This is a genomic window from Monashia sp. HAY1-11D, from assembly GCF_056868035.1.
Genome location: NZ_CP200320.1, coordinates 2120513 through 2144962 on the forward strand (window position 1 = coordinate 2120513; position 24450 = coordinate 2144962).

Consider the following 24450-nt stretch of genomic DNA (forward strand, 5'->3'; position numbering starts at 1 on the left):
GCGCCGCCGGGTGCGTCAGCCCCGGGACGCGTCACGCCCTCGGGCGCGTGGCGCTCGGCGCGGCCATCCACCGGGACGGGTCGCGCACGACGTCGTCGAGCACCCGCAGACCCGCGCCGGTGACGCCGGCGTCCGGGCCGGCGAGGGCGCGGCTGACCGCGACCTCGGTCCACCGGGCGGCGAGCACCCGGGCGGCGATCTGCTCGCGGATCCCGGCCTCGAGGTGCTCGAACAGGGCGCCGTACACCCCGCCGAGGACGACGTGCTCGACGTCGACGAGGTTGAGGGCGGTGGCGACCGCGACGCCGAGGGCCTCGGCGGCGGTGTCGAGGGCGCGGCGGACGCGGTTGCGGCGAGCGCCCGTCGACGCGGCCGCGGCGAGCTCGGCCACGGGGACGTCACGCGGCACGCCGGCGGCGTCCGCGATGGCGTCGCGGCCGGCGAAGGTCTCGAGGCACCCGGTGGCGCCGCACGCGCAGCGGGGTCCCGCCCGGTCGATGACGGCGTGCCCGATCTCGCCGGACCAGCCACCCCGACCGGCGGACACCTCACCGTCGACGACGATCGCCCCACCGATGCCGACCTCGCCGGCCACGTAGAGGAAGGACTGGGCCGAGCGTGGTGTCCCCTCGCGGTGGGCGCGGGCGTGCACCTCGGCGCGGGCCGACAGGTCGGCGTCGTTGCCGACCCGGACGTCGATGCCGGAGAGGGCGTCGTCCGCGGCGAGGAGGGCGGCGAGGTCGACGTCCCGCCAGCCGAGGTTGGGCGCGAGGCGCACGAGCCCCCGGTCGAGCAGGGCCGGCACGGAGACGCACGCGCCGGCCACCGGCCCGGCCGGTGCGACGGATCCCGTGCCGCGCGCGGGCGGCCCGCCGTCGAGGCCCTCGACGATGGGCGCGGCGAGGCGCGCCAGCTGGAGGGCGACCTGTCGCGGGTCGCTGGCGCGGTAGTCACCGGGGCGGTGGGCCTCGGCGACGGCGGCCCCGGTGAGGTCGGTGGCGCGCACGGCCAGGTGGTCGACCTGCACCTCGAGGCCCAGGCCGAGCACGGCGTGCGTGCCCGGACCGAGCAGCGTGCCCGGCCGCCCGGCCCGTCCGAGCGACTCCTGCTCGAGCTCGACGACCAGCCCCGACTCGATGAGACGGTCGACGAGGTCGGAGGCCGTCGCGCGGGTCACGCCGAGCGTCGTCGCGATGCGGGCGCGCGTCGGTGGGTGGGGAGCCTCGACGACGGCGCGCAGCACCTCGGACAGGTTGTGCGCGCGCAGCGTGCCCTGCTGGACGGCGCCGCGTCGGACGCGGTCGGCCATCCCGCCCGGTGGGAGCAGGGGCCCCTGTCCCGTCGTCGCGCCGGTGGTCACCCGTTGACCCTACCGCCCTCGAGCCAATATGTTTGTTCATCATACAAATCGCGGCCGACGATGCCGCCTGCTCAGGAGGAGCCTCATGGTCCGCACCCCGACCCCCGACGACCGGTTCTCGTTCGGCCTCTGGACCGTGGGTTGGGAGGCGCGCGACCAGTTCGGCGACGCGTCGCGCCCGCACCTGGACCCCCTCGAGTCGTGCCGGCGTCTCGCCGATCTCGGCGCCTGGGGCGTGACGTTCCACGACGACGACCTCGTGCCGTTCGGCAGCAGCGACGCCGAGCGCGACCGCATCGTCGCCGACTTCCGCAAGACGCTCGACGCGACCGGCCTCGTCTGCGAGATGGTCACGACGAACACGTTCAGCCACCCGGTGTTCAAGGACGGCGCCTTCACGTCGAACAACCGCGACGTGCGCAGGTACGGGCTGCGCAAGGTGGTCCGCAACGTCGACCTCGCGGCCGAGCTCGGGGCGCAGACGTTCGTCATGTGGGGTGGCCGTGAGGGCGCCGAGTACGACGGCGCCAAGGACCTCAACGCCGCCCTCGACCGGTACCGCGAGGGCATCGACACGGTCGCGGCCTACATCAAGGAGCAGGGCTACGACCTGCGGATCGCCTTGGAGCCCAAGCCGAACGAGCCGCGTGGCGACATCATCCTGCCCACGGTCGGGCACGCCCTCGGCTTCATCGCCCAGCTCGAGCACGGCGACATCGTCGGCCTCAACCCGGAGGTCGGGCACGAGCAGATGGCGGGCCTGAACTACACGGCCGGCATCGCGCAGGCGCTCTGGGCCGGCAAGCTGTTCCACATCGACCTCAACGGCCAGCGCTCGATCAAGTACGACCAGGACCTCGTCTTCGGCCACGGCGACCTGCTGTCGGCGTTCTTCACGGTCGACCTGCTCGAGAACGGCTTCCCGGGCGGCGGGCCGCGCTACGACGGGCCGCGCCACTTCGACTACAAGCCCTCGCGCACCGAGGACGTCGACGGCGTCTGGGCCTCGGCCGCGGCCAACATGAGCACGTACATCCTGCTCGCCGAGCGCGCGGCGGCCTACCGGGCCGACCCGGAGGTCCAGGCGGCCTTCGCCGCGAGCCGGGTCCTCGAGCTGGCCGAGCCCACGTTGTCCGAGGGGGAGACGCTCGCCGACCTGCTCGCCGACCGGTCGGCCTACGAGGACGTCGACGCCGACGCGCTGGCCGCGGCAGGGTACGCGTTCGTCGCACTCAACCAGCTGGCCGTCGAGCACGCCCTCGGCGCCCGCTGAAGCCTGACCGGCCAGTCGGTGGACTGGGACGCCGACCACGGTCGCGACCAGGTACGCGCTGGCTGGAACCCCTTCGGCGAGCGGCCGGCCCGGTTCCCCCATCTCCCTCACGCAGTGCCCCGCTTTCCGGGGCAGTGCGTGAGGGATACGGCGAGAGGACCGTGGCACCCGGCTGCTGCCCCGCTTTCCGGGGCAGTGCGTGAGGGCGGGGGCGCAAGGACCGTGGCACCCGGCTGCTGCCCCGCTTTCCGGGGCAGTGCGTGAGGGAGACGGCGAGAGGACCGTGGCACCCCGCCGCAGCCCCGCTTTCCGGGGCAGTGCGTGAGGGCGGGGGCGAGAGGACCGTGGCACCCGGCCGCTGCCCCGCTTTCCGCGGCAGCTCGTGAGGGAGGGGAGGGGTGGACGGCGGCTTGCCCTCAGGTCAGGCTGACGCGCACCGTCAGAGCCGCCGGACGGATCCGGGCGAACACCTCGTTCGCCTCACCGATGACGTCGCCGTCGACCTGGACGGCGATCGGCCGGTCGGCGCGCACCCGGATCTCCTGGCACACCTTGTGGTCGAGCGTCGAGTGGCCCTTGCGCCGGCGGGTCACGACCCGCGTCGCAACCGGCACCCAGCCGACGACACCCCGGGGCGAGGCGATGACGGTGTCGAGGTGCCCGTCGTCGACGCGGGCGTTCGGCATGAGCACCAAGCCGCCGAGCAACCGCCCGCAGTTGCCGATGACCACCATCCGCGCACGGCGGCGGAACTCGAGCTCGTCGTCGATCTTGAGGCGCACGCGGAACTCCGGGGAGACGAGCGACCTGAGGCCCGACACCATGTACGCCGGCCAGCCGACCTTCTTCTTGAGGTTCTCGTTCGTGGCCGCCATGATCTCGGCGTCCATCCCCAGGCCGCTCATGACGAGGAAGTGGTGGAGCGGGCGCGGGTCGTCGGGCTCGGCATCACCGGGCGCGGTCGGGTCGGGCGCCGCGCCGACGAGCAGCTCGCCGACGTCGATGCGCCGGTTGCGGCCGCTCAGCGCCACCTCGAGGGCGTTCTCGAGCGCCACGGGGAGGTCGAGGTTGCGGGCCAGGAGGTTCCCGGTCCCGGCGGGCAGGATGCCGAGCGGCGTCTCGGTGCCGAGGAGCGCGTGGGCGACGTTGCGCACCGTGCCGTCGCCGCCCAGGCTGCACACGAGGTCGACGCCGTCACGGACCGCCCGCGCGGCCTGGCCGGCGCCCGGGTCCTCGACGGTGGTCTCGTAGAAGAGCGGGTCGCCCCACCCGTTCGCGTGGCACGTCGCGACGATGCGCTCGCGGATCGCCGGCAGGTCGGTGAACTTCGTCGGGTTGACGACGACCGCCGCTCGCCGCAGCGGCGTGGCGGCCCCGTCGTCGCCGGAGCGGAAGTGGTCGCGCGGTGGGCGCGGTCGGCGTCGCAGCGTCCCCGTGGCGTCCGGCGCGACCCGCGTGAGGACCACGCCGCCGACGACCAGGGCCAGAACCACGACCCCGGCGACGATCCACGGCAGGTAGTCCCTCAGCACCAGAGCACGGTATCGCCCGGTTCCCGTCCGTCCGGAATCCGGTCGGTCGTCGGACGACGTGAGCCGGTCCGGCCCGACGGCCCTAGGCTGACCCGCATGAGCGAGCCGACGGGCCCCGGTGCCCTGCGCGTCGAGGATCCCGGTCCCGCGACCCCCGACACCGCCGACTGGACGTGGGTGCTGCGCCAGCCGTGCCCGGACTGCGGCTTCGACCCGTCGCGGCTCGAGCCCACGGCCGTGCCGGCGCTGCTGCGTGACGCAGCCGGCCGGTTCACCGCGGCGCTCGGCCGCCCGGACGCGCGGACGCGTCCGGGGCAGGGCGTGTGGTCGGCGGTCGAGTACGCGTGCCACGTTCGCGACGTCTGTGACGTCATGGCCGGCCGGCTCGAGCAGATCCTCGACGGCGGCGGTCAGGTCGTCCGGTTCGCCGACTGGGACCAGGACGCGACCGCCCTCGCGAAGGAGTACTGGCGCACGGACGGCGACGTGCTGCGCGGTGAGCTGCACGACGCGTTCGAGGCGGCGGCCGCCACCTTCCAGCGCCCGGTCGGGGACGAGTGGGGCTGGCCGGCGCTGCGCAGCAACGGGTCGGAGTTCACGGCGGGCACGCTGGCCGTGTACTTCGCGCACGACATCCGCCACCACCTGTGGGACGTGAAGGCGTGACGCTCCCCATCGAGGTGCGCCTCGCGCTGCCGGCGGCGCGAACCCCTGACCCGCACGACGCTCCGGCCATCCGCTGGGGTGTCCTCGCGCCGGGCGGCATCGCGCACTCGTTCGCCGAGGCCGTCGCCGTCGGAACCGCCTCCGAGGTCGTGGCCGTCGGGTCGCGCAGCCACGTCCGCGCGCAGGAGTTCGCCGACGAGTACGGCATCCCCCGGGCCCACGGCAGCTACGAGGACCTCGTCGCCGACCCCGAGGTCGACGCCGTGTACGTCGCGTCACCCCACTCCGAGCACCGTGCGCACGCCCTCCTCGCCATCGAGGCCGGCAAGCCCGTCCTCGTCGAGAAGGCCTTCACCCGCAGCGCGGCCGAGGCCCGCGAGGTGCTCGACGCCGCGGCCGCGCGCGACCTGCTCGTCGTCGAGGCGATGTGGAGCCGGTTCCTGCCGCAGTACGACGTCGTGCGGCACGTCGTCGAGTCGGGCCTCATCGGCGAGGTCGTCACGGTCTTCGCCGACCACGGGCAGCGGCTCTACCCGGAGGGCCCCGAGCGTCTGGCCCAGCCCGAGCTCGCCGGTGGGGCCCTGCTCGACCTCGGCGTCTATCCCGTGTCCTTCGCCGACCTCGTCCTCGGCCCACCCGCATCGGTGCAGGCGAAGGGGACGCTGACCGACCTCGGCGTCGACGCCACGACCACGGTCACCGTCGCCAACGCGGCCGGTGCCCACGGCGTCCTGTCGTGCACCATGGCCGGTGTCACGCCGTGCACCGCCGTCGTCGCCGGCACCGCCGCGCGCCTCGAGCTCACCGGCACCTTCTACGGCGCAGGCTCGACGCTGCGCCTCGTCGGCCTCGACAACGCGGTGCTCGACGAGCGTCCTGGCGGCCTGCCGGAGGACGTCCGCGGGTTCTCCTACGAGGCAGCAGAGTTCGCCCGGTGCCTCGCCGCCGGTGAGCGCGAGTCGCCCCTCATGCCGCACACGACGACGCTGCGGGTCATGGAGACGATGGACGAGGTGCGCCGCCAGGTCGGGGTTCTTTACCCCGGCGAGTGAGCGTCCGGCGCCGACGCCGCCCGTGATGCAACCGTCCGGCTCCCGGACGAGTCATACTGCGGTCCTCACTGGCTCGAGCACACAGGGGTGCGCATGCTCACCGACGACTTCGTCCCGTTCGACCCGGCGATGGCCGGTCCGCCGAGCGGCTTCCTCCTCTTCTTCGGCCTCGTCGCGACGCTCGTCGTCGCGGGAGTCGTCTACACGCTCGTCAAGGGCGTCGCGCAGTGGCGTACCGACCAGGCCGCGCCGCTGCGCAGCGTCGATGCCCTCGTCGTGTCCAGGCGTACCGACGTGCGCCGGCGGTCCGGCTCCGCCGCGCTGCCCGGTGCCGATGCGAGCGGACCGGCGAGCATCGCCGGGCCGGCCAGCACCAGCACGACGTACTTCGTGACCTTCGAGGAGGACTCGGGGCAGCGGCGCGAGCTGCAGGTGAGCGGGCGCGACTACGGGCAGCTCGCCGAGGGCGACCGCGGACACCTCATCCACCAGGGGAGGCGCTACAAGGGCTTCACCCGGGCGACCGCCGGCTGAGCCGGAGACAGGTCAGGCGCCGTAGTCGTTCGGGCTGCGCCACGGGCGCTCGAACGGCAGCCGCCACGTGAACGGCGCGACGAGCTGGTGGATCTGGTTCGGGCCCCACGTGCCCGGCTGGTACGGCCGCACGGTCGGCGGGTTGTCGAGCAGCGGCTGGCTCACCTCCCACAGCCGCTCGATGCCCTCGGCCGAGGTGAAGAGCGTCCGGTCGCCCCGCGCCGCGTCGTAGATCAGCCGCTCGTACGCCTCGAGCACGGCGCCCGCCCAGTTGGTCTCCTGCACGGAGAACTGCATCGACAGCTTGTCGAGCTTCATGCCCGGTCCGGGTCGCTTGCCGTAGAACGACAGCGACATCCGAGACTTGTCGGCGAGGTCGAAGGTCAGGTGGTCCGGGCCGTTGTCGCCGACGCCCGAACCGGCCGGGAACATCGAGCGCGGCGGCTCCTTGAAGGCGATGGAGATGATGCGGGCGCCCTCGGCGAGACGCTTGCCGGTGCGTAGGAAGAAGGGGACGCCGGCCCAGCGCCAGTTGTCGACGTGGCACTTGAGCGCCACGAACGTCTCGGTGTCGCTGTCGGAGCGGACGCCGGGCTCGTCGCGGTAGCCGACGTACTGGCCACGGACGACGTCGTGCGGGTCGATGGGGGCCATCGACCGGAAGACCTTGTTCTTCTCCTCGCTGATCGCATGGGGCTCCAGGGACGTGGGCGGCTCCATGGCCGTGAACGCGAGCACCTGGAACAGGTGCGTCACGACCATGTCGCGGTAGGCGCCGGTGCCCTCGTAGAAGTCGGCCCGTTGGGCCAGGCCCAGCGTCTCGGGCACGTCGATCTGGATGTGGTCGATGTGGTTGCGGTGCCAGATCGGCTCGAAGAGGCCGTTGGCGAACCGGAACGCGAGGATGTTCTGGGCCGCCTCCTTGCCGAGGAAGTGGTCGATGCGGAAGATCTGCTCCTCGGCGAAGACCTCGTGCAGCTCGGCGTTGAGGGCGCGGGCGCTGGCCAGGTCCGTCCCGAACGGCTTCTCCATGATGATCCGGCTGCGCTCGACCAGCTTGGCCTCCTCGAGCTGGCGCACCACCGCGAGGGCGGCCTTCGGCGGCACGGACAGGTAGTGCAGGCGCCACGCCTCGGGCCCGAGGATCTGCTCCGACTCGTCCACCGCGTCCCGGATCCCCTGCGGCCCAGCCGAACCCGGCACCCAGTGGATGCGGTCGGCGAACTCGCGCAGGTCGTCGTCCGTGACGTCGTGGCTCGAGTGCTCGCGGATCGAGGCGAACACGAGGTCGAGGAACTCGTCGCGGGTCAGGTTCTCAAGGCTCGTGGCGACGACGCGCAGGCCCTCGAGCAGCTGGCTCTCGTGCAGGTGGAGCAGGCCCGGGAGCAGCTTGCGCTTGGCGAGGTCACCGGTGGCGCCGAACAGGACGACGGTCGTGGCAGGCATGACCCCAGCGTCGCGCACCTCGGCCCGAATGGGGAGGGGTCCGCGACACCTGCGGCGCGGCGCAGCCTCAGAGGGCCTCGACGCGGACCCGGCCGGCCTCGAGGTGCCAGCGGTGCGTCAGCCCGATGGCCTCGAGCAGCGACACGTCGTGGCTGACGACGAGAACCGTCCCGTCGTAGGCCGCGACGGCCGCCTCCAGCTGCTCGATCGCCGGGACGTCGAGGTGGTTGGTGGGCTCGTCGAGGACGAGGACGTTGACCTCACGGCCCTGGAAGAGCGCCATGAGCGCCCGGGTCCGCTCACCCATCGACAGGCTTCGCGCCGGGCGCCCGACGTGCTCGGCGCCGAGGCCGAACTTGGCCAGCAGGGTCCGCACCTCGCCGGCCGGCCACTCCCGGCTCGTCCGCGCGTGGGGGCCGAGCTCGCGACGCACGACGTCGAGGACCGTCGCGTCGGTGTCGAGCACGCGGCGTCGCTGGTCGAGCACCCCGACCGACACGCGGGTGCCCGATGCGCGGCGACCGGAGGCGAGCGGCAGGTCGCCGAGGAGCGCGCCGAGCAGCGTCGTCTTGCCGCTGCCGTTGTCGCCGACGAGGGCGATCCGGTCCCCGCGGCCGACGACGAGCGACACCGGGCCGAGCCGGAACCCGTGCCGCTCGACGACCGCGTCCGACAACGTCGCGACGACGTCGGCCGATGGCCTCCCCGGGGTGATCGAGTACCGCAGCTGCCACTCCTTGCGCGGCTGGTCGACGACGGCGAGCCGGTCCGCGGCCCGCTCGAGGCGGGCGCCCTTGGCACCCTGCCGGTCCGCGCGGGCCCGGTGCTTCTCGCGGATGTGCTTGTCGGGCTCCTTCGTCGCCTTCGGCCCGGTGCGCCCCCGGACCGCCCAGTCGGCCCGTTGGCGGGCCTGGCCGAGCAGCGCCTCCCGCTCGGCGGTGTAGCCCTCCCAGGCGTCCCACGCCTGGGCGCGGGCCAGCTCGCGCTGCTCCACGTAGGCGCTCCAGCCGCCCGAGTAGCGGGCGACCTTCTGCTGCGCCAGGTCGAGCTCGAGGACGTCGCTCGCGACCGCGTCGAGGAACGTCCGGTCGTGGCTCGCGACGAGCACCGGGCCCTCGTGCGACCGGACGAAGTCGACCATGAGGTCCAGGCCCCGCGCGTCGAGGTCGTTGGTCGGCTCGTCGAGCAGCAGCACGTCGTACTGGCTCAGCAGGACGGCGACGAGGCTCGCCCGCGCCGCCTGTCCGCCCGAGAGCGTGCCGAGCGGACGCGACGCGTCGACGTCGAGCCCCACGCGTGCCGACACCTCCGGCAGGCGCTCGTCCAGGTCGGCCGCACCGAGCGCGAGCCACCGCTCGAGCGCCACGGCGTAGCGGTCCTCCGCGCCGGGGCACGCCTCGGCCAGCGCGGCCGAGGCCGCCTCGAGCTCGGCGTCGGCTGCGGCGACGCCGGTGCGCCGGTGCGCGTACGCGAGCAGGGACTCCTGCGCGTCGGGCAACGCCTGCGGGAGGCAGGCGACCGTCGCGTCGGCAGGTGCGAGACGCACCGCGCCGCGCTCGACGGGCAGCTCGCCCGCGAGGGTGCGCATCAGCGTCGACTTGCCGGACCCGTTGGGGCCGACGACGGCGGTGACGTCGCCGTCGGACACGACCAGGCCCAGGCCCGAGAAGAGGACGCGAGCGCCGAAGGCGACGTCGAGGTCGGTGACGGTGAGGGTGGTGGACATGGCGAGGTCCTTGATGGTCGGCAGGGCCCCGCGGCGTGACCTGGTCCGGTGGCGGACGGTCACGGCGCGGGCGGGCTCGAGGCATCAGGAGATCCACACGAGGCGAGACCCTAGAGCTGTCGCCGGCGACGCGTCCACCGCATTTCCGGACCGCCGGCGCCGCCCGCCGGCGCCGTCCGCCGGAGCGGCCGCTCGCCCGGTCCGACCCTGACTCGGGTCAGGGTCGGCTACGACCTGGGTAGGGGTCGGAATCAGGCTCATGACGGATGCGCGAGGCCCCGCGTCACCGACAGGGTGTGGCCCATGATCACAGTCGAACGACTCACCAAGCGGTACGGCGCCTTCACGGCCGTCGACGACATCTCGTTCGAGGTCAAGCCCGGTCTCGTCACCGGCTTCCTCGGACCGAACGGCGCCGGCAAGACGACCGCGATGCGCGTCATGTCCGGCCTCACCCCGGCGACCTCCGGGCGGGCCACGGTGCTCGGCCGGCCGTACGGCGCCCTGCCGAACCCGGGCCGCCACGTCGGCCTGCTCCTCGACGCGTCGGCGCAGCACGCCGGACGCACCGGCCGGGAGGTGCTGACGCTCGGGGCGATCCTCATGGGTGTCGGCCGTGGCCGCGTCGACGAGATGGTCGAGCTCGTCGGCCTCACCGACAAGGAGGCGAACCGACGCGTCCGCAACTACTCCCTCGGCATGCGCCAGCGCCTCGGCATCGCCCACGCGCTCCTCGGCGACCCCGAGGTGCTCATCCTCGACGAGCCGGCCAACGGCCTCGACCCGGCCGGCATCCGGTGGATGCGCGACCTGCTGCGCGGCTACGCCAACGAGGGCGGCACGGTACTGCTGTCCTCGCACCTGCTGGGCGAGATCGAGCGCGTCGCCGACGAGATCGTCGTCATCGGCCACGGTCGCATCATGGCGCAGGGCACCAAGGACGAGCTGCTCGCCGGCGCGGGCACGCACGTGCGCTCGACCGACGACGACGCGCTCCTCGCGGCGCTCACGGCCGAGTCGGTCGCCGCGCACCGCACCCCGACCGGCGGGCTGCAGGTCGAGGCCGAGCCGCTCGTGGTGGGACGCGTCGCCGCCGCCCACCAGGTCGTCCTGACCGAGCTGCGCGGTGGCGACAGCAGGGGCCTCGAGGAGATGTTCCTCGACCTCACGGCCGACGCCGCCCGAGAGGAGGTGGCGGCATGACCACCACTCCCACCACCACGAACGCGCCTGCAGCACAGGCGTCCCCGAAGCACGTCGAGTCGGCGCTGCCCAGCAGGGCGACCATGCCGGCCCGTATCGGCGGCGAGCGGCCCACGACCGGGGTGCCCTTCACCCGCCTCCTGCACGTCGAGCTGCGCAAGATGCTCGACACCCGCGCAGGACGCTGGCTGCTCATCGGCATCGGCGCGATCATCGCCGTCGCCCTGACGATCATGTTCTTCAACGAGGGCGGCCAGCACGCCTTCGGTGAGTACCTCCAGGCCACGACGATGCCGATGGCCCTCATCCTGCCCGTCGTCGGCATCCTCGCCGTGACGGCGGAGTGGAGCCAACGCACCGGGCTCGTCACGTTCGGTCTCGAGCCGCGGCGCATCCGGGTCGCGTGGGCCAAGCTCCTCAGCGCCCTGGTCGTCGGCGCTTCCGCCTTCGCCCTGTCGCTCGCCCTCGCCGGCGTCGCGCACCAGGCGGCCATCACCTTCCGCGGCATCGACCCCGACTGGTCCATCGGCGGGCTCGTCCTCCTCGGGGCCGCGGGCTACGTGCTGCTCGGTGTCGCGCAGGGCGTCGGCTTCGGCATGCTCTTCAAGAACACCCCGGCTGCCGTCGTCGTCTTCTTCGTCCTGCCGACCGCGTGGTCGATCCTCGGCTCGATGGTCTCGTGGCTGCGGTCGGCCGCGGAGTGGCTCGACCTGAACCAGACGATGCAGCCGCTCTTCGAGGGCTCCCTCACCGGTTCCCAGTGGGCCCACCTCGGCGCGTCGGTCGGCCTGTGGGTCGTCGCACCGCTCGCCGTCGGCATCTGGCGCCTGACCCGCGCCGAGGTCAAGTAGCCCACGGCGGACCCGTCGGAGGACCGCGTCCCGCGACCCCTCGAGAGGAGCGGCCGGTGTCCGTCGAGGACACCGGCCGCTCGACGCGTCGGGTCGCCGTCGCGCCCCGTCCGGAACTCGGTCGAGGGCGGCCTGCGGGCGCCGTTAGGCTGGCGCGCGTGATCGACATCAAGCTCGTGCGCGACGAACCGGACCGGGTCCGCGCCTCGCAACAGGCCCGTGGAGAGGACCCGGGGATCGTCGACGCGATCCTCGCCGCCGACGAGCGCCGTCGATCGTCCCTCACCGACTTCGAGCGCCTCCGCGCCGAGCAGAAGACGGTCAGCAAGGCCGTCGGTGCCGCCATGGGCGCGTTCCAGAAGGCGCGGAAGGCCGGGGACGCCGACGCGGAGCAGCTCGAGAGGAAGGCCCACGAGGCGCGCGCGCACGCCGCGACGCTGAGCGACCGGGTCAAGGGGCTCGAGGAGGAGGCCGACGCCGCCGGCGCCGAGCTCGACCGGCTGCTCCGACGCGTCGGCAACGTCATCATCGAGGGCGTGCCCACCGGCGGCGAGGACGACTACGTCGTGCTCGAGACCGTCGGCACGCCGCGCGACTTCGCGGCCGAGGGCTTCGAGCCGCTGGACCACCTCGCCCTCGGCGAGCGGCTCGGCGCCATCGACATGGAGCGCGGCGCCAAGGTCGGCGGCGCGCGCTTCTACTACCTGACCGGCGTCGGGGCCCAGCTCGAGCTGGCGCTGCTCAACATGGCCATCGCGCAGGCGACCGCGACGGGGTTCACGCCGATGATCACCCCGACGCTCGCGCGGCCGGAGATCATGGTCGGGGCCGGCTTCATGGACGCCCACGCCGAGGAGGTCTACCGGCTGGAGGCCGACGACCTCTACCTGACCGGCACCTCGGAGGTGGCCCTCGCCGGCTACCACGCCGACGAGATCATCGACCTGTCGGGTGGGCCGAAGCGCTACGCCGGCTGGTCGGCCTGCTATCGGCGCGAGGCCGGCTCGCACGGCAAGGACACCCGCGGCATCATCCGGGTGCACCAGTTCCACAAGGTCGAGATGTTCAGCTACTGCCGCGTCGAGGACGCCGAGGCCGAGCACCAGCGCCTCCTCGACTGGGAGCGCGAGATGCTCGCCAAGGTCGAGGTGCCCTACCGCATCATCGACACGGCGGCCGGTGACCTCGGTAGCCCGGCCGCGCGCAAGTTCGACTGCGAGGCGTGGGTGCCGACGCAGGGCCGCTACCGCGAGCTGACGTCGACGTCGAACTGCACCACGTACCAGGCGCGCCGGCTGGGAACCCGCGAACGCGACCCGAACGGCCCGGGCACGCGCGCCGTGGCGACGCTCAACGGCACGCTCGGCACGACCCGCTGGCTCGTCGCCATCCTCGAGAACCACCAGCAGGCCGACGGCTCGGTCGTGGTGCCCGAGGCACTGCGTCCCTTCGTCGGTCTCGACGTCCTCAAGCCGCTGTCCTGACCCGAGGGGCGGACCGGTCGCCGGTCGTCGAGCTCGCGACCTCGTGGCCGAGCCTCGCGACCTGACGCTCCGGGCCGGGTCCTACGCCTGGGGCCCGGGCGAAGGGGCGTCCGTCGGGTCGCCCTCGGCGAGGCGGTCCCGGTACCAGGCCAGCTTCCCCTCGACGCGTCGCAGGTTGGACTCCAGCTCGCGGATCCGGCGAACGACGTCGGCCCGGTGCTCCTCGAGCAGCTCGATGCGCGCGCCGACGGTGGCGTCGTCGTCCTCGCCGACGAGCGTGGCGAACTCGCGCATCCGCCGGATCGGCATGCCCGACTCGCGCAGGCAGGTGAGGACGCCGATCCAGTCCAGGTCGGAGTCGAAGTAGCGGCGGTGGCCGCTCGGGGTCCGCTCGGTGCGAAGCAGGTCCTCGCGCTCGTAGTACCGGAGGGTGTCGATGCTGACCCCTGCCGCTCGTGCAGCCTCTCCCACGCGGAGACCGGCGGCGTCGCCTGTCGTCGTCATCGGTCCACCGTAGAGGCACCGAGCGTGGGATCGGTGTCCGAAAGGGGCTTGATCTGGTGCGCGCTCCAGGATCTAGCGTCGCGGTCATGACGACATCGGAGAGCACCATCACCACCCGACGGACCCTCGGCCGCAGCGGGATCGAGGTCAGTGCCCTCGGTGTGGGCTGCTGGGCCATCGGTGGCCCGTGGACCATGGGCGGACAGCAGGCCGGCTGGGGCGAGGTCGACGACGCGGAGTCGGTCCGCGCGCTCCACGCGGCGATGGCCGGTGGCGTCACCTTCTTCGACACGGCCGCCAACTACGGGGCCGGCCACAGCGAGGTCGTGCTGGGGAGGGCCGTCGCCGACCGGCGCTCGGACGTCGTGATCGCCACGAAGTTCGGCTACGTCGTGGACGAGGCGGCCAAGAGCGTCAGCGGCGTCGACGTCACGCCGGACGCGGTTCGCCGGTCGTGCGCCGAGAGCCTGCGGCGCCTCGGCACGGACTGGATCGACGTGCTGCTGCTCCACGTCGGTGACCTGGAACCGGCGCGGGGCGAGGACGTGCGGGCCGTGCTCGACTCCCTCGTCGACGAGGGCACCATCCGGGCGTACGGCTGGAGCACCGACGACGTGGAGCGTGCCCGGGTCTTCGCGCAGGGCCCGCACTGCACGGCCGTCGAGCACCAGCTCAACGTGCTCGAGGACAACCCGGCCATGCTCGACCTCTGCGAGACCGAGAACCTCGCGAGCATCAACCGCGGTCCCCTCGGGATGGGCGTGCTCACCGGGGCCTACGACGGCGGGGCCACGCTGTCCGCCACCGACGTCCGCGCCACGGGTGCGGCCTGGATGGCGTACTTCATCGACGGCAGGCCCAACCCGGAGTGGCTCGCCCGCGCGGCCGCGATCCGCGAGGTCATCACCTCCGGCGGGCGCACGCCCGCCCAGGGGGCGCTGGCCTGGATCTGGGGACGCAGCGCGGCCACCGTCCCGATCCCCGGGGTCCGCACCGTGGCACAGGCCGAGGCGAACGCCGGCGCGCTCTCGCACGGCCCCCTGACCCCGGCCGAGATGGCCGAGGTCACGCGACTGCTCGCCTGACGGCTGTACCGGCGCGAGCCCGAGGGGGTGCTCGCCGCAGCCCGGGACGGGCGGGCGCGGGCGAGGCCTTCACGGCGTTCCCCGGACCCGTGCCGGTGGGATGGAACCCCGGCTCGCGGTGACGGCCCGCCGCTCGGATCGGGCGGCGGGGGAGCCGTTTTGGCGGTCTGGCCCATCACCTGTACTGTTCTCTTCGTCAGCCCGACAGGGAGCAACGGACGCCACGGCGATCGACTTGGTCGAGAGCGAAGTTGGCCGGTCCCTCGGGTGACGTCTCACCTCCGTCACGGAGCCCCGAACAGGGTCTCGACGGGGCTCTGGCCCGCCCGACCGGGTGGCCGTGACAGCGTCACGGGCACCCTCGAGGATGGGGTAGAGTGGTGAAGCCCGCCGAGTCCGGCGGATCGATCCGGTCGCTCCTCAGAGCGGGTCACGGATGCGATCCGACCAGGTGCGATGGGCAGCGTGAAACGGAATCCCCGGAGGCCGGGCCTGCGTGTGTGGGTGTGGTTGATGGTGTGTGTCTGATTCTTGAGAACTCAACAGCGTGTCAAAAATCGATGCCTATTTACCTCGTCTCGAGGGGCTGGCGTGTGCTTGTGACTGTTGTGGTCGTGGGTGGCTGGTTCCTTGGATGAAGAAATTTCTTTGGTTGACAACGACGATCAGTATTTTGTGCTGGTTGTTCGGCTCAGCCTGGATCAGTTTGGCCCTTCGTGGGTTTGTTTGAACATCAACGGAGAGTTTGATCCTGGCTCAGGACGAACGCTGGCGGCGTGCTTAACACATGCAAGTCGAACGGTGACGGTCAAGCTTGCTTGGCCTGATCAGTGGCGAACGGGTGAGTAACACGTGAGTAACCTGCCCCAGACTCTGGGATAACCCCGGGAAACCGGAGCTAATACCGGATATGACACGGAGAGGCATCTCTACCGTGTGGAAAGTTTTTCGGTCTGGGATGGGCTCGCGGCCTATCAGCTTGTTGGTGAGGTAGTGGCTCACCAAGGCGACGACGGGTAGCCGGCCTGAGAGGGCGACCGGCCACACTGGGACTGAGACACGGCCCAGACTCCTACGGGAGGCAGCAGTGGGGAATATTGCACAATGGGCGGAAGCCTGATGCAGCGACGCCGCGTGAGGGATGACGGCCTTCGGGTTGTAAACCTCTTTCAGCAGGGAAGAAGCGGAAGTGACGGTACCTGCAGAAGAAGCACCGGCTAACTACGTGCCAGCAGCCGCGGTAATACGTAGGGTGCGAGCGTTGTCCGGAATTATTGGGCGTAAAGAGCTTGTAGGCGGTTTGTCGCGTCTGCTGTGAAAATCCGGGGCTCAACCCCGGACTTGCAGTGGGTACGGGCAGGCTAGAGTGTGGTAGGGGAGACTGGAATTCCTGGTGTAGCGGTGGAATGCGCAGATATCAGGAGGAACACCGATGGCGAAGGCAGGTCTCTGGGCCACTACTGACGCTGAGAAGCGAAAGCATGGGGAGCGAACAGGATTAGATACCCTGGTAGTCCATGCCGTAAACGTTGGGCGCTAGGTGTGGGACCCATTCCACGGGTTCCGTGCCGCAGCTAACGCATTAAGCGCCCCGCCTGGGGAGTACGGCCGCAAGGCTAAAACTCAAAGGAATTGACGGGGGCCCGCACAAGCGGCGGAGCATGCGGATTAATTCGATGCAACGCGAAGAACCTTACCAAGGCTTGACATACACCGGAATCACTCAGAGATGGGTGCGTCTTCGGACTGGTGTACAGGTGGTGCATGGTTGTCGTCAGCTCGTGTCGTGAGATGTTGGGTTAAGTCCCGCAACGAGCGCAACCCTCGTTCTATGTTGCCAGCACGTGATGGTGGGGACTCATAGGAGACTGCCGGGGTCAACTCGGAGGAAGGTGGGGATGACGTCAAATCATCATGCCCCTTATGTCTTGGGCTTCACGCATGCTACAATGGCCGGTACAAAGGGTGGCGAAGCCGTGAGGTGGAGCGAATCCCAAAAAACCGGTCTCAGTTCGGATTGGGGTCTGCAACTCGACCCCATGAAGTCGGAGTCGCTAGTAATCGCAGATCAGCAACGCTGCGGTGAATACGTTCCCGGGCCTTGTACACACCGCCCGTCAAGTCACGAAAGTCGGTAACACCCGAAGCCGGTGGCCCAACCTAAGCCCTTGTGGTGGTGGGGGGAGCCGTCGAAGGTGGGACTGGCGATTGGGACTAAGTCGTAACAAGGTAGCCGTACCGGAAGGTGCGGCTGGATCACCTCCTTTCTAAGGAGCAGCTTCGCTGCCGGGCCCGTGGGTCTGGTGGCGCAGTGGCCCGCCGCCAGCGAACGCCTGGTGGGGGTGCTCATGGGTGGAACATCGATTACTTGGCACCTGGTCGAGCCGGTGGCTCGCTAGTACAACCCGGTGACGGTCCGCGAGGATCTGAGGGAGTGGAACGCGGCGCGGGTTCGGGTGGGTGTCTGGCACGTTGTTGGGTCCTGAGGGATCAGACCCCAACGCCGGCGCGCGGTCGCGTGTGCTGGTGGTGGGTGCGCTGTTTCTTCTGGGTGTGGGCCCGCCCGATCTCCTGGCGTTTGTCGGGGTGGTGGTGGGTGCCGGTTGTGTTTTGAGAACTACACAGTGGACGCGAGCATCTTTGTGGCTCAAGTTTTTAAGGGCACACGGTGGATGCCTTGGCACCAGGAACCGAAGAAGGACGTAGGAATCTGCGATAAGCCTCGGGTAGCCGATAACCAGGCTGTGATCCGAGGATTTCCGAATGGGGAAACCCGGCTGGAGGCAAGTCCAGTCACCCGCACCTGAATATATAGGGTGTGTGGAGGGAACGTGGGGAAGTGAAACATCTCAGTACCCACAGGAAGAGAAAACAACAGTGATTCCGTGAGTAGTGGCGAGCGAAAGCGGATGAGGCTAAACCGGGCGTGTGTGATAGCTGTCAGGCGTTGCATGTCCGGGGTCGTGGGACCTTGCGGCCGGAGCTGACACTCTGGCATGGAGTGAGAAATCTGCGTCATAGTCGAAGAGCATTGAATGGCTCGGCACAGAGGGTGCGACCCCCGTAGACGAAATGGTGTGGACTCCAGTGAGGGATCCCAAGTAGCACGGGGCCCGAGAAATCCCGTGTGAATCTGGCAGGACCACCTGCTAAGCCTAAATATTCCCTGGTGACCGATAGCGGACAAGTACCGTGAGGGAAAGGTGAAAAGTACCCCGGGAGGGGAGTGAAATAGATCCTGAAACCGTGTGCCTACAATCCGTTGGAGCCTCCCGCCGTTGGGCGTGTGGGGTGACAGCGTGCCTTTTGAAGAATGAGCCTGCGAGTTAGTGCTCAGTGGCGAGGTTAACCCGTGTGGGGAAGCCGTAGCGAAAGCGAGTCCGAAGAGGGCGTTTTAGTCGCTGGGTCTAGACCCGAAGCGGAGTGATCTACCCATGGCCAGGTTGAAGCGCAGGTAAGACTGCGTGGAGGACCGAACCCACTTAGGTTGAAAACTGAGGGGATGAGCTGTGGGTAGGGGTGAAAGGCCAATCAAACTCCGTGATAGCTGGTTCTCCCCGAAATGCATTTAGGTGCAGCGTCACGTGTTTCTTGCCGGAGGTAGAGCTACTGGATAGCCGATGGGCCTCACCAGGTTACTGACGTTAGCCAAACTCCGAATGCCGGTAAGTGAGAGCGTGGCAGTGAGACTGCGGGGGATAAGCTCCGTAGTCGAGAGGGAAACAGCCCAGATCACCAGCTAAGGTCCCTAAGCGTGTGCTAAGTGGGAAAGGATGTGGAGTTGCTGTGACAACCAGGAGGTTGGCTTAGAAGCAGCCACCCTTCAAAGAGTGCGTAATAGCTCACTGGTCAAGTGATTCCGCGCCGACAATGTAGCGGGGCTCAAGCACACCACCGAAGCTGTGGCATTGACATACTGCTCGGCACCGGCTCCTGCGGGACCGGTGTCCAGGCGTGTTGATGGGTAGGGGAGCGTCGTGTTGCCAGGGAAGCGGCGGAGTGATCCAGCCGTGGAGGCTACACGAGTGAGAATGCAGGCATGAGTAGCGAATGACGGGCGAGAAACCCGTCCGCCGAATAACCAAGGGTTCCAGGGTCAAGCTAATCTGCCCTGGGTAAGTCGGGACCTAAGGCGAGGCCGACAGGCGTAGTCGATGGACATCCGGTTGATATTCCGGAACCGGCGAAGAACCGCCCCTGATGACCCCCGTGATGCTAAGTGCCTGAAGCACGCCCACCGAGACTTCGGTCTCATCGGGTGTGTGGAGCGCACGGCCCGAGCGGGTAGTAGTCAAGCGATGGAGTGACGCAGGAAGGTAGCCTCCGCGTGGCGATGGTTGTCCACGTCCAAGGGTGTAGGGCGCGGTCCAGGCAAATCCGGACCGCCGCATTGAGTTGTGAGCCTGAGACCTGATAGTGACCGCGAATGCGGGAAGAGGGTGATCCTATGCTGCCGAGAAAAACTTCTAGCGAGGTTCGAGCCGCCCGTACCCCAAACCGACTCAGGTGGTTAGGTAGAGAATACCAAGGCGATCGAGTGAATCGTGGTTAAGGAATTCGGCAAAATACCCCCGTAACTTCGGGAGAAGGGGGGCCCTGATCGTGACGGAACTTGCTTCCCGAGCGTGATCGGCCGCAGAGACCAGGGAGAAGCGACTGTTTACTAAAAACACAGGTCCGTGCCAAGTCGCAAGACGATGTATACGGACTGACGCCTGCCCGGTGCTGGAACGTTAAGGGGACCGGTTAGCACGCGAGTGCGACGCTGAGAACTTAAGCGCCAGTAAACGGCGGTGGTAACTATAACCATCCTAAGGTAGCGAAATTCCTTGTCGGGTAAGTTCCGACCTGCACGAATGGCGTAACGACTTCTCCACTGTCTCAACCACGAACTCGGCGAAATTGCACTACGAGTAAAGATGCTCGTTACGCGCAGCAGGACGGAAAGACCCCGGGACCTTTACTACAGCTTGGTATTGGTGTTCGGTACGGCTTGTGTAGGATAGGTGGGAGACTGTGAAGCGGGCACGTCAGTGCCGGTGGAGTCAACGTTGAAATACCACTCTGGTCGTTCTGGATATCTAACCTCGGTCCGTGATCCGGATCAGGGACAGTGCCTGGTGGGTAGTTTAACTGGGGCGGTTGCCTCCTAAAAGGTAACGGAGGCGCCCAAAGGTTCCCTCAGCCTGGTTGGCAATCAGGTGTCGAGTGTAAGTGCACAAGGGAGCTTGACTGTGAGACAGGCATGTCGAGCAGGGACGAAAGTCGGGACTAGTGATCCGGCGGTGGCTTGTGGAAGCGCCGTCGCTCAACGGATAAAAGGTACCCCGGGGATAACAGGCTGATCTTGCCCAAGAGTCCATATCGACGGCATGGTTTGGCACCTCGATGTCGGCTCGTCGCATCCTGGGGCTGGAGTAGGTCCCAAGGGTTGGGCTGTTCGCCCATTAAAGCGGTACGCGAGCTGGGTTTAGAACGTCGTGAGACAGTTCGGTCCCTATCCGCTGTGCGCGTAGGAAACTTGAGAAAGGCTGTCCCTAGTACGAGAGGACCGGGATGGACGAACCTCTGGTGTGTCAGTTGTTCCGCCAGGAGCACCGCTGATTAGCTACGTTCGGAAGTGATAACCGCTGAAAGCATCTAAGCGGGAAGCACGTTTCAAGATGAGGTTTCCAGGCCCGCGAGGGCGAGAGGCTCCCAGCTAGACGACTGGGTCGATAGGCCGGATGTGGAAGCACAGCAATGTGTGGAGCTGACCGGTACTAATAAGCCGACAACTTGACCCTACGAAGATGCTCCGCGTCCACTGTGCAGTTCCCGAGACACAAACACTCCACACCCCGCGTGTTTGAGATCTCCATAGAGTTTCGGCTGTCATAGCGAAGGGGAAACGCCCGGCCCCATTCCGAACCCGGAAGCTAAGCCCTTCAGCGCCGATGGTACTGCACTGGTGACGGTGTGGGAGAGTAGGACGCAGCCGGACACACTTTCACGACAGAGGCCCTCCCGGGACACCCCGGGCAGGGCCTCTGCCGCATTTTCCGGACCTTGGGGTCAGCCCGACGTGCCGGGCTCCACGGTCCGGACCTCCGCCACCTGCACGAGGATGCGGTGCCCGTCGGTGCGCACCAGCTGGACTTCGTGGAGGCGACGGTCTGAGAATCGGGCAAATGGGGTATGTCGGGCGCAGCCCGGCGCCAACCCCGGTGCCGCGACGCGGAGGTCCGCCCATGCCCGGTCCGCTCGAGCTGCCCGCACCGTCGCCGACGCGACCCGTCCGATCCCGCGGCCGGGGAGCCATCGCCGGCGTCGTGGGGGCGGTGCTGGCGGCGACGATGGTGGTGGCACCCGACGCGGTCGCCGCGGACACACCCGGCCCGCCGCCCGCGTCCGGCGGCTCGAGCGCCCAGACGGCGACGCCGGGGCCCGACCCGACGACCTCAGCGCCGGCCCCGCCGACTTCGGCGACTTCCGCGCTGCCCGGCACGGTGTCGGTGGCCGGCACCCCGCGTGTCGGCGCGAGCCTGACCGCCGTCACCGACGGCTGGGACCCCGACCTGACGCTGACCTACCAGTGGACCGTCGACGGCACCCCCCTCGCGGGCGCCACGGACCCGACCCTCGTCCCACCGGCGTCGTCCCTCGGCAGGCAGGTCGCGGTCATCGTGACCTCCCACCGCGGCGACACCGTCGTCGACGTGGTGACGAGCGACCCGGTCGGACCGGTCGGACCGGGGATCTTCACCGCGGCCCCAGCCCCGTCGGTGACCGGGACGCTGCGCGTCGGTCGCATCCTCACCGCGGTCCCGGGAGCCTGGGCGCCGGCCGCCACCTTCACCTACCAGTGGCGCGTCGACGGCGTGCCTGTGAGCGGTGCCACCCGGAGCACCTACACGCTGCAGGCCGCCGACCGGACCAAGCGGGTGACGGTGACGGTCACCGGCTCGCGGGACGGTTTCACGCCGGTCGCGCGCACGTCCGCACCGACGGCTGCCGTCGACTGGGGCATCTTCGCGGCGGCTCCCGTCCCGGTGGTCACCGGTACGCCGCAGATCGGCTCGTCCGTGGGCGTCGCACCGGGGACGTGGTCGCCCAGCGCGACCCTGAGCTACCAGTGGCGGATCGACGGCCGGGCCGTCGCCGGCGCGACGAAGTGGTGGCTCTACCTCGACGCGACGCGGCTCGGGCATCGCGTCGACGTCGTCGTCACGGCGCGACGGTCGGGTTTCCTCACGGTCGTGCGAACGAGTGCGTCGCGCGGACCGATCACCCGCCCGTTCACCACCGCACCGACGCCGACCGTCGGTGGGTTCTTCCGGCGCGTCGGGTGGCCGGTCACCGTGACCACGGGCGCATGGAGCCCGTCCGCCGGTATCACGGTCCAGTGGCGTCGCAACGGTGTCGCCATCCCGGGAGCCACGACCCGCGCCTACCGGCCGACGCGGGCCGACCTCGGCAAGCGGCTCACGGTGACGGTCACCGGGCGACGGGCCGGCTACACGACCACCGCACGTACGAGCGCCGCCACGCCCGCGATCCTGCCCGCGCCCTACGGCTTCACCGACGCCGGCACCCCGGCGACACCTCCGGTGGCCGCCTACGCCCCCTCGACGATCAAGCTCATGACCGACGAGCAGTGGGCCAAGGTCACGGCCAGCGGCGTGTGGCGGAGTGGTTGCCCGGGCTACCGGACGTCGTTCCGGCGCGTCGAGGTGCCCTACCGCGGGCTCGACGGCCAGACGCACCGCGGCTGGGTCAATGTCAACGCCGACGTCGCCACGAGCACCGCGAAGATCTTCAACACCCTCTACGCCAAGGGTTTCCGGATGCACCGCGTCGAGGGCATCGAGATGTTCGGCGGCTGGGAGTGGCTCGGGTCGAAGGGCAACGTGTCGACGGCGCTCAACTGCCGCAAGCCCTCGGAGCAGAACTCGAGCAACTCGTCCTCACCGCACGCGTGGGGCCGCGCCCTCGACCTCAACCCGGTGCAGAACCCCTACATCAACCCGCGCACCGGCACGTGGGACCCCAACGCCCCCGCCTCCTCGACCGCCCCCGGGGCGATTCGCTACGGCGGCCTCGCCTGGACGGTGCTGCGTTCCTACGACTGGTACTGGTCGGGCACCGACGCGTGGCGCGACTACATGCACTTCGACACCGGGTACCCGTCGCGGCCCAAGGCGGGCTACGCCACGACCCCGGACGGAGACGACCTCCTGCACGGCACCCTGCGCTGAGGCGTCGCGGCGTCGACGCGACCGTCGACCGTGCTCGTCGACAGTGCTCGTCGACCCGAGTGGGCTCGACGGGGAGGCATGCCACAGGTAAGGGTGGGGCATGAGCAGCGGCCTCGACGCAGACCACACCTTCGACGTCATCGTCATCGGGCTCGGCCCCGGCGGCGAGCACGTGGCCGGCACCCTCGCCGAACGCGGGCTGCGCGTCCTCGGCGTCGACCGTCGCCTCGTCGGCGGCGAGTGCCCCTACTGGGGATGCATCCCGTCGAAGATGATGATCCGTGCTGCTGACGCCCTCGCCGAGGCGCGGCGCGTCCCGGACCTCGCGGGCAGCATCGGCCAGGTCAGTCCCGACTGGGGGCACGTGCACCGGCGCATCCGCGACGAGGCCACCGACGACTGGGACGACAAGGTCGCCGTCGACCGCCTCGTCGGCAAGGGCGCCACGTTCGTCCGGGGGACCGGAGTCATCACCGGGTCCGGCCGGGTCAGCGTCGACGGCACCGCGTACACCGCGACCACCGGGATCGTCGTCAACACCGGCACGACCCCAGCGATCCCGCCCATCGAGGGCCTCGCGGACGTGCCCTACTGGACCAACCACGAGGCCGTCGAGGCCGCCGAGCTGCCGGCCTCGCTCGTCGTGCTCGGTGGCGGCGCCATCGGCTGCGAGCTGAGCCAGGCCATGGCCCGCTTCGGCACGAGCGTCACCGTCGTCGAGGCGGCCGACCGGCTCCTCGCCCTCGAGGAGCCGGAGGCGTCGGCGAAGGTGGCGGAGGTGTTCGAGGCCGAGGGCATCACGGTGCACACCGGCGTCGGCGCCACCAGGGTCGAACGGCACGACGCCGGCGTCCGCGTCAGCCTCGAGGACGGCAGGCACGTCGACGCCGACCGGATCCTCGTGGCCACCGGCCGGCGCCCCGACGTCACCGGCGTCGGGCTGCACCACGTCGGTGTCGCCGAGGACGCACGCTTCGCCCCGGTCGACGACGAGTGCCGCGTCGCCGACGGCGTCTGGGCCATCGGAGACATCACCGGCAAGGGCGCGTTCACCCACGTGTCGATGTACCAGGCTGCGGTCGTCGTCCGCGACGTCCTCGGCGACGACGGGCCGCCCGCGGAGTACGCGGCGCTGCCCCGGGTCACCTTCACCGACCCCGAGGTCGGCGCGGTCGGCCTCACCGAGGCGCGGGCCCGCGAGCAGTACGACACGGTGCAGGTCGGCGTGACACCGCTCGGTGAGACGACGCGGGGCTGGATCGCCAAGGCCGACGGCCTCATCAAGGTGGTGGCCGACGCCGACAGCGGGCTGCTCGTGGGCGCGACCGTCGTCGGCCCTGCGGGTGGTGAGCTCCTCGGGGCGCTCGCGGTGGCGGTCCACGGCAAGGTCCCCGTCACCCGGCTCCGCTCGATGATCTACGCCTACCCGACGCTGCACCGTGGCATCGAGGACGCGCTCGGCCGGCTCGCCTGACGGGGTCGACGAGGGCGGGTACG

At 69.9% G+C, this 24450-nt stretch carries 15 protein-coding genes and 3 rRNA genes; 13 read left to right on the forward strand and 5 right to left on the reverse strand.

What is annotated here, in order from left to right:
* Positions 1-31: 31 nt before the first annotated feature.
* A complete protein-coding gene (locus AC1VM9_RS09825; RefSeq protein WP_483122473.1) occupies positions 32-1360 on the reverse strand; it encodes an ROK family protein in 1329 nt (442 codons plus the stop codon).
* Between the two features lie 85 nt (positions 1361-1445).
* On the opposite strand from AC1VM9_RS09825, the gene xylA reads away from it, so the two are divergent.
* Positions 1446-2633: a xylose isomerase gene (gene xylA / locus AC1VM9_RS09830; protein WP_481341446.1), complete on the forward strand. Its 1188-nt coding sequence runs from the start codon at positions 1446-1448 to the stop codon at positions 2631-2633.
* Between the two features lie 416 nt (positions 2634-3049).
* Here xylA and AC1VM9_RS09835 read toward each other — a convergent pair whose 3' ends face one another.
* Entirely contained in the window at positions 3050-4165 is a 1116-nt protein-coding gene (locus AC1VM9_RS09835) for a diacylglycerol/lipid kinase family protein (RefSeq protein WP_483122474.1), read from the reverse strand.
* A gap of 96 nt (positions 4166-4261) precedes the next feature.
* Between AC1VM9_RS09835 and AC1VM9_RS09840 the strand changes: the two genes are divergently transcribed.
* The 3 genes from AC1VM9_RS09840 to AC1VM9_RS09850 all read left to right on the forward strand — a co-directional run bounded on the left by AC1VM9_RS09840 (position 4262) and on the right by AC1VM9_RS09850 (position 6417).
* Complete coding sequence (locus tag AC1VM9_RS09840; protein ID WP_483122476.1) at positions 4262-4831, forward strand: DinB family protein; 570 nt, start codon at positions 4262-4264, stop codon at positions 4829-4831.
* Entirely contained in the window at positions 4828-5883 is a 1056-nt protein-coding gene (locus tag AC1VM9_RS09845) for a Gfo/Idh/MocA family protein (protein WP_483122477.1), read from the forward strand. The genes AC1VM9_RS09840 and AC1VM9_RS09845 overlap by 4 nt, the downstream gene beginning before the upstream one ends.
* A 93-nt stretch (positions 5884-5976) precedes the next feature.
* Positions 5977-6417, forward strand: coding sequence for a DUF2500 domain-containing protein (locus AC1VM9_RS09850; protein WP_481345889.1), 441 nt, complete (start codon positions 5977-5979; stop codon positions 6415-6417).
* Between the two features lie 12 nt (positions 6418-6429).
* On the opposite strand, the gene zwf is transcribed toward AC1VM9_RS09850, so the two are convergent.
* Positions 6430-7863, reverse strand: a complete 1434-nt coding sequence (gene zwf, locus AC1VM9_RS09855; protein ID WP_481341441.1) for a glucose-6-phosphate dehydrogenase — start codon at positions 7861-7863, stop codon at positions 6430-6432.
* A gap of 67 nt (positions 7864-7930) precedes the next feature.
* A complete protein-coding gene (locus tag AC1VM9_RS09860) occupies positions 7931-9589 on the reverse strand; it encodes an ABC-F family ATP-binding cassette domain-containing protein (protein ID WP_483122479.1) in 1659 nt (552 codons plus the stop codon).
* A 303-nt stretch (positions 9590-9892) separates the two neighbouring features.
* Here AC1VM9_RS09860 and AC1VM9_RS09865 point away from each other — a divergent pair, with 303 nt between their 5' ends.
* The 3 genes from AC1VM9_RS09865 (at position 9893) to serS (ending at position 13127) form a co-directional block, all read left to right on the forward strand.
* Complete coding sequence (locus AC1VM9_RS09865; protein WP_481341439.1) at positions 9893-10792, forward strand: ABC transporter ATP-binding protein; 900 nt, start codon at positions 9893-9895, stop codon at positions 10790-10792.
* On the forward strand, positions 10789-11643 hold the full coding sequence (locus AC1VM9_RS09870; RefSeq protein WP_483122480.1) for an ABC transporter permease: 855 nt from the start codon (positions 10789-10791) through the stop codon (positions 11641-11643). Before AC1VM9_RS09865 ends, AC1VM9_RS09870 begins: the two co-directional genes overlap by 4 nt.
* A 158-nt stretch (positions 11644-11801) precedes the next feature.
* A complete protein-coding gene (gene serS / locus AC1VM9_RS09875) occupies positions 11802-13127 on the forward strand; it encodes a serine--tRNA ligase (protein ID WP_481341437.1) in 1326 nt (441 codons plus the stop codon).
* An 81-nt stretch (positions 13128-13208) separates the two neighbouring features.
* Here serS and AC1VM9_RS09880 read toward each other — a convergent pair whose 3' ends face one another.
* The gene (locus AC1VM9_RS09880; RefSeq protein ID WP_483122482.1) at positions 13209-13631 is read right to left on the reverse strand and encodes a MerR family transcriptional regulator; all 423 of its coding nucleotides are present in this window, start codon (positions 13629-13631) and stop codon (positions 13209-13211) included.
* An 86-nt stretch (positions 13632-13717) separates the two neighbouring features.
* On the opposite strand from AC1VM9_RS09880, the gene AC1VM9_RS09885 reads away from it, so the two are divergent.
* The 6 genes from AC1VM9_RS09885 (at position 13718) to AC1VM9_RS09910 (ending at position 24427) form a co-directional block, all read left to right on the forward strand.
* On the forward strand, positions 13718-14716 hold the full coding sequence (locus AC1VM9_RS09885; RefSeq protein WP_483122483.1) for an aldo/keto reductase: 999 nt from the start codon (positions 13718-13720) through the stop codon (positions 14714-14716).
* 733 nt (positions 14717-15449) lie between these two features.
* Positions 15450-16983 (forward strand): 16S ribosomal RNA (locus tag AC1VM9_RS09890).
* Positions 16984-17361: 378 nt separating this feature from the next.
* Positions 17362-20502, forward strand: a 23S ribosomal RNA gene (locus tag AC1VM9_RS09895).
* Between the two features lie 80 nt (positions 20503-20582).
* Positions 20583-20699 (forward strand): 5S ribosomal RNA (gene rrf, locus AC1VM9_RS09900).
* The 16S, 23S and 5S rRNA genes sit together here, the layout of an rRNA operon.
* Positions 20700-20946: 247 nt before the next feature.
* Complete coding sequence (locus tag AC1VM9_RS09905) at positions 20947-22953, forward strand: M15 family metallopeptidase (protein ID WP_483122485.1); 2007 nt, start codon at positions 20947-20949, stop codon at positions 22951-22953.
* A 100-nt stretch (positions 22954-23053) separates the two neighbouring features.
* Positions 23054-24427 carry a dihydrolipoyl dehydrogenase family protein gene (locus AC1VM9_RS09910; RefSeq protein ID WP_483122486.1) on the forward strand — a complete coding sequence of 458 codons (1374 nt, stop codon included), beginning with the start codon at positions 23054-23056 and terminating at the stop codon, positions 24425-24427.
* Positions 24428-24450 lie beyond the last annotated feature (23 nt).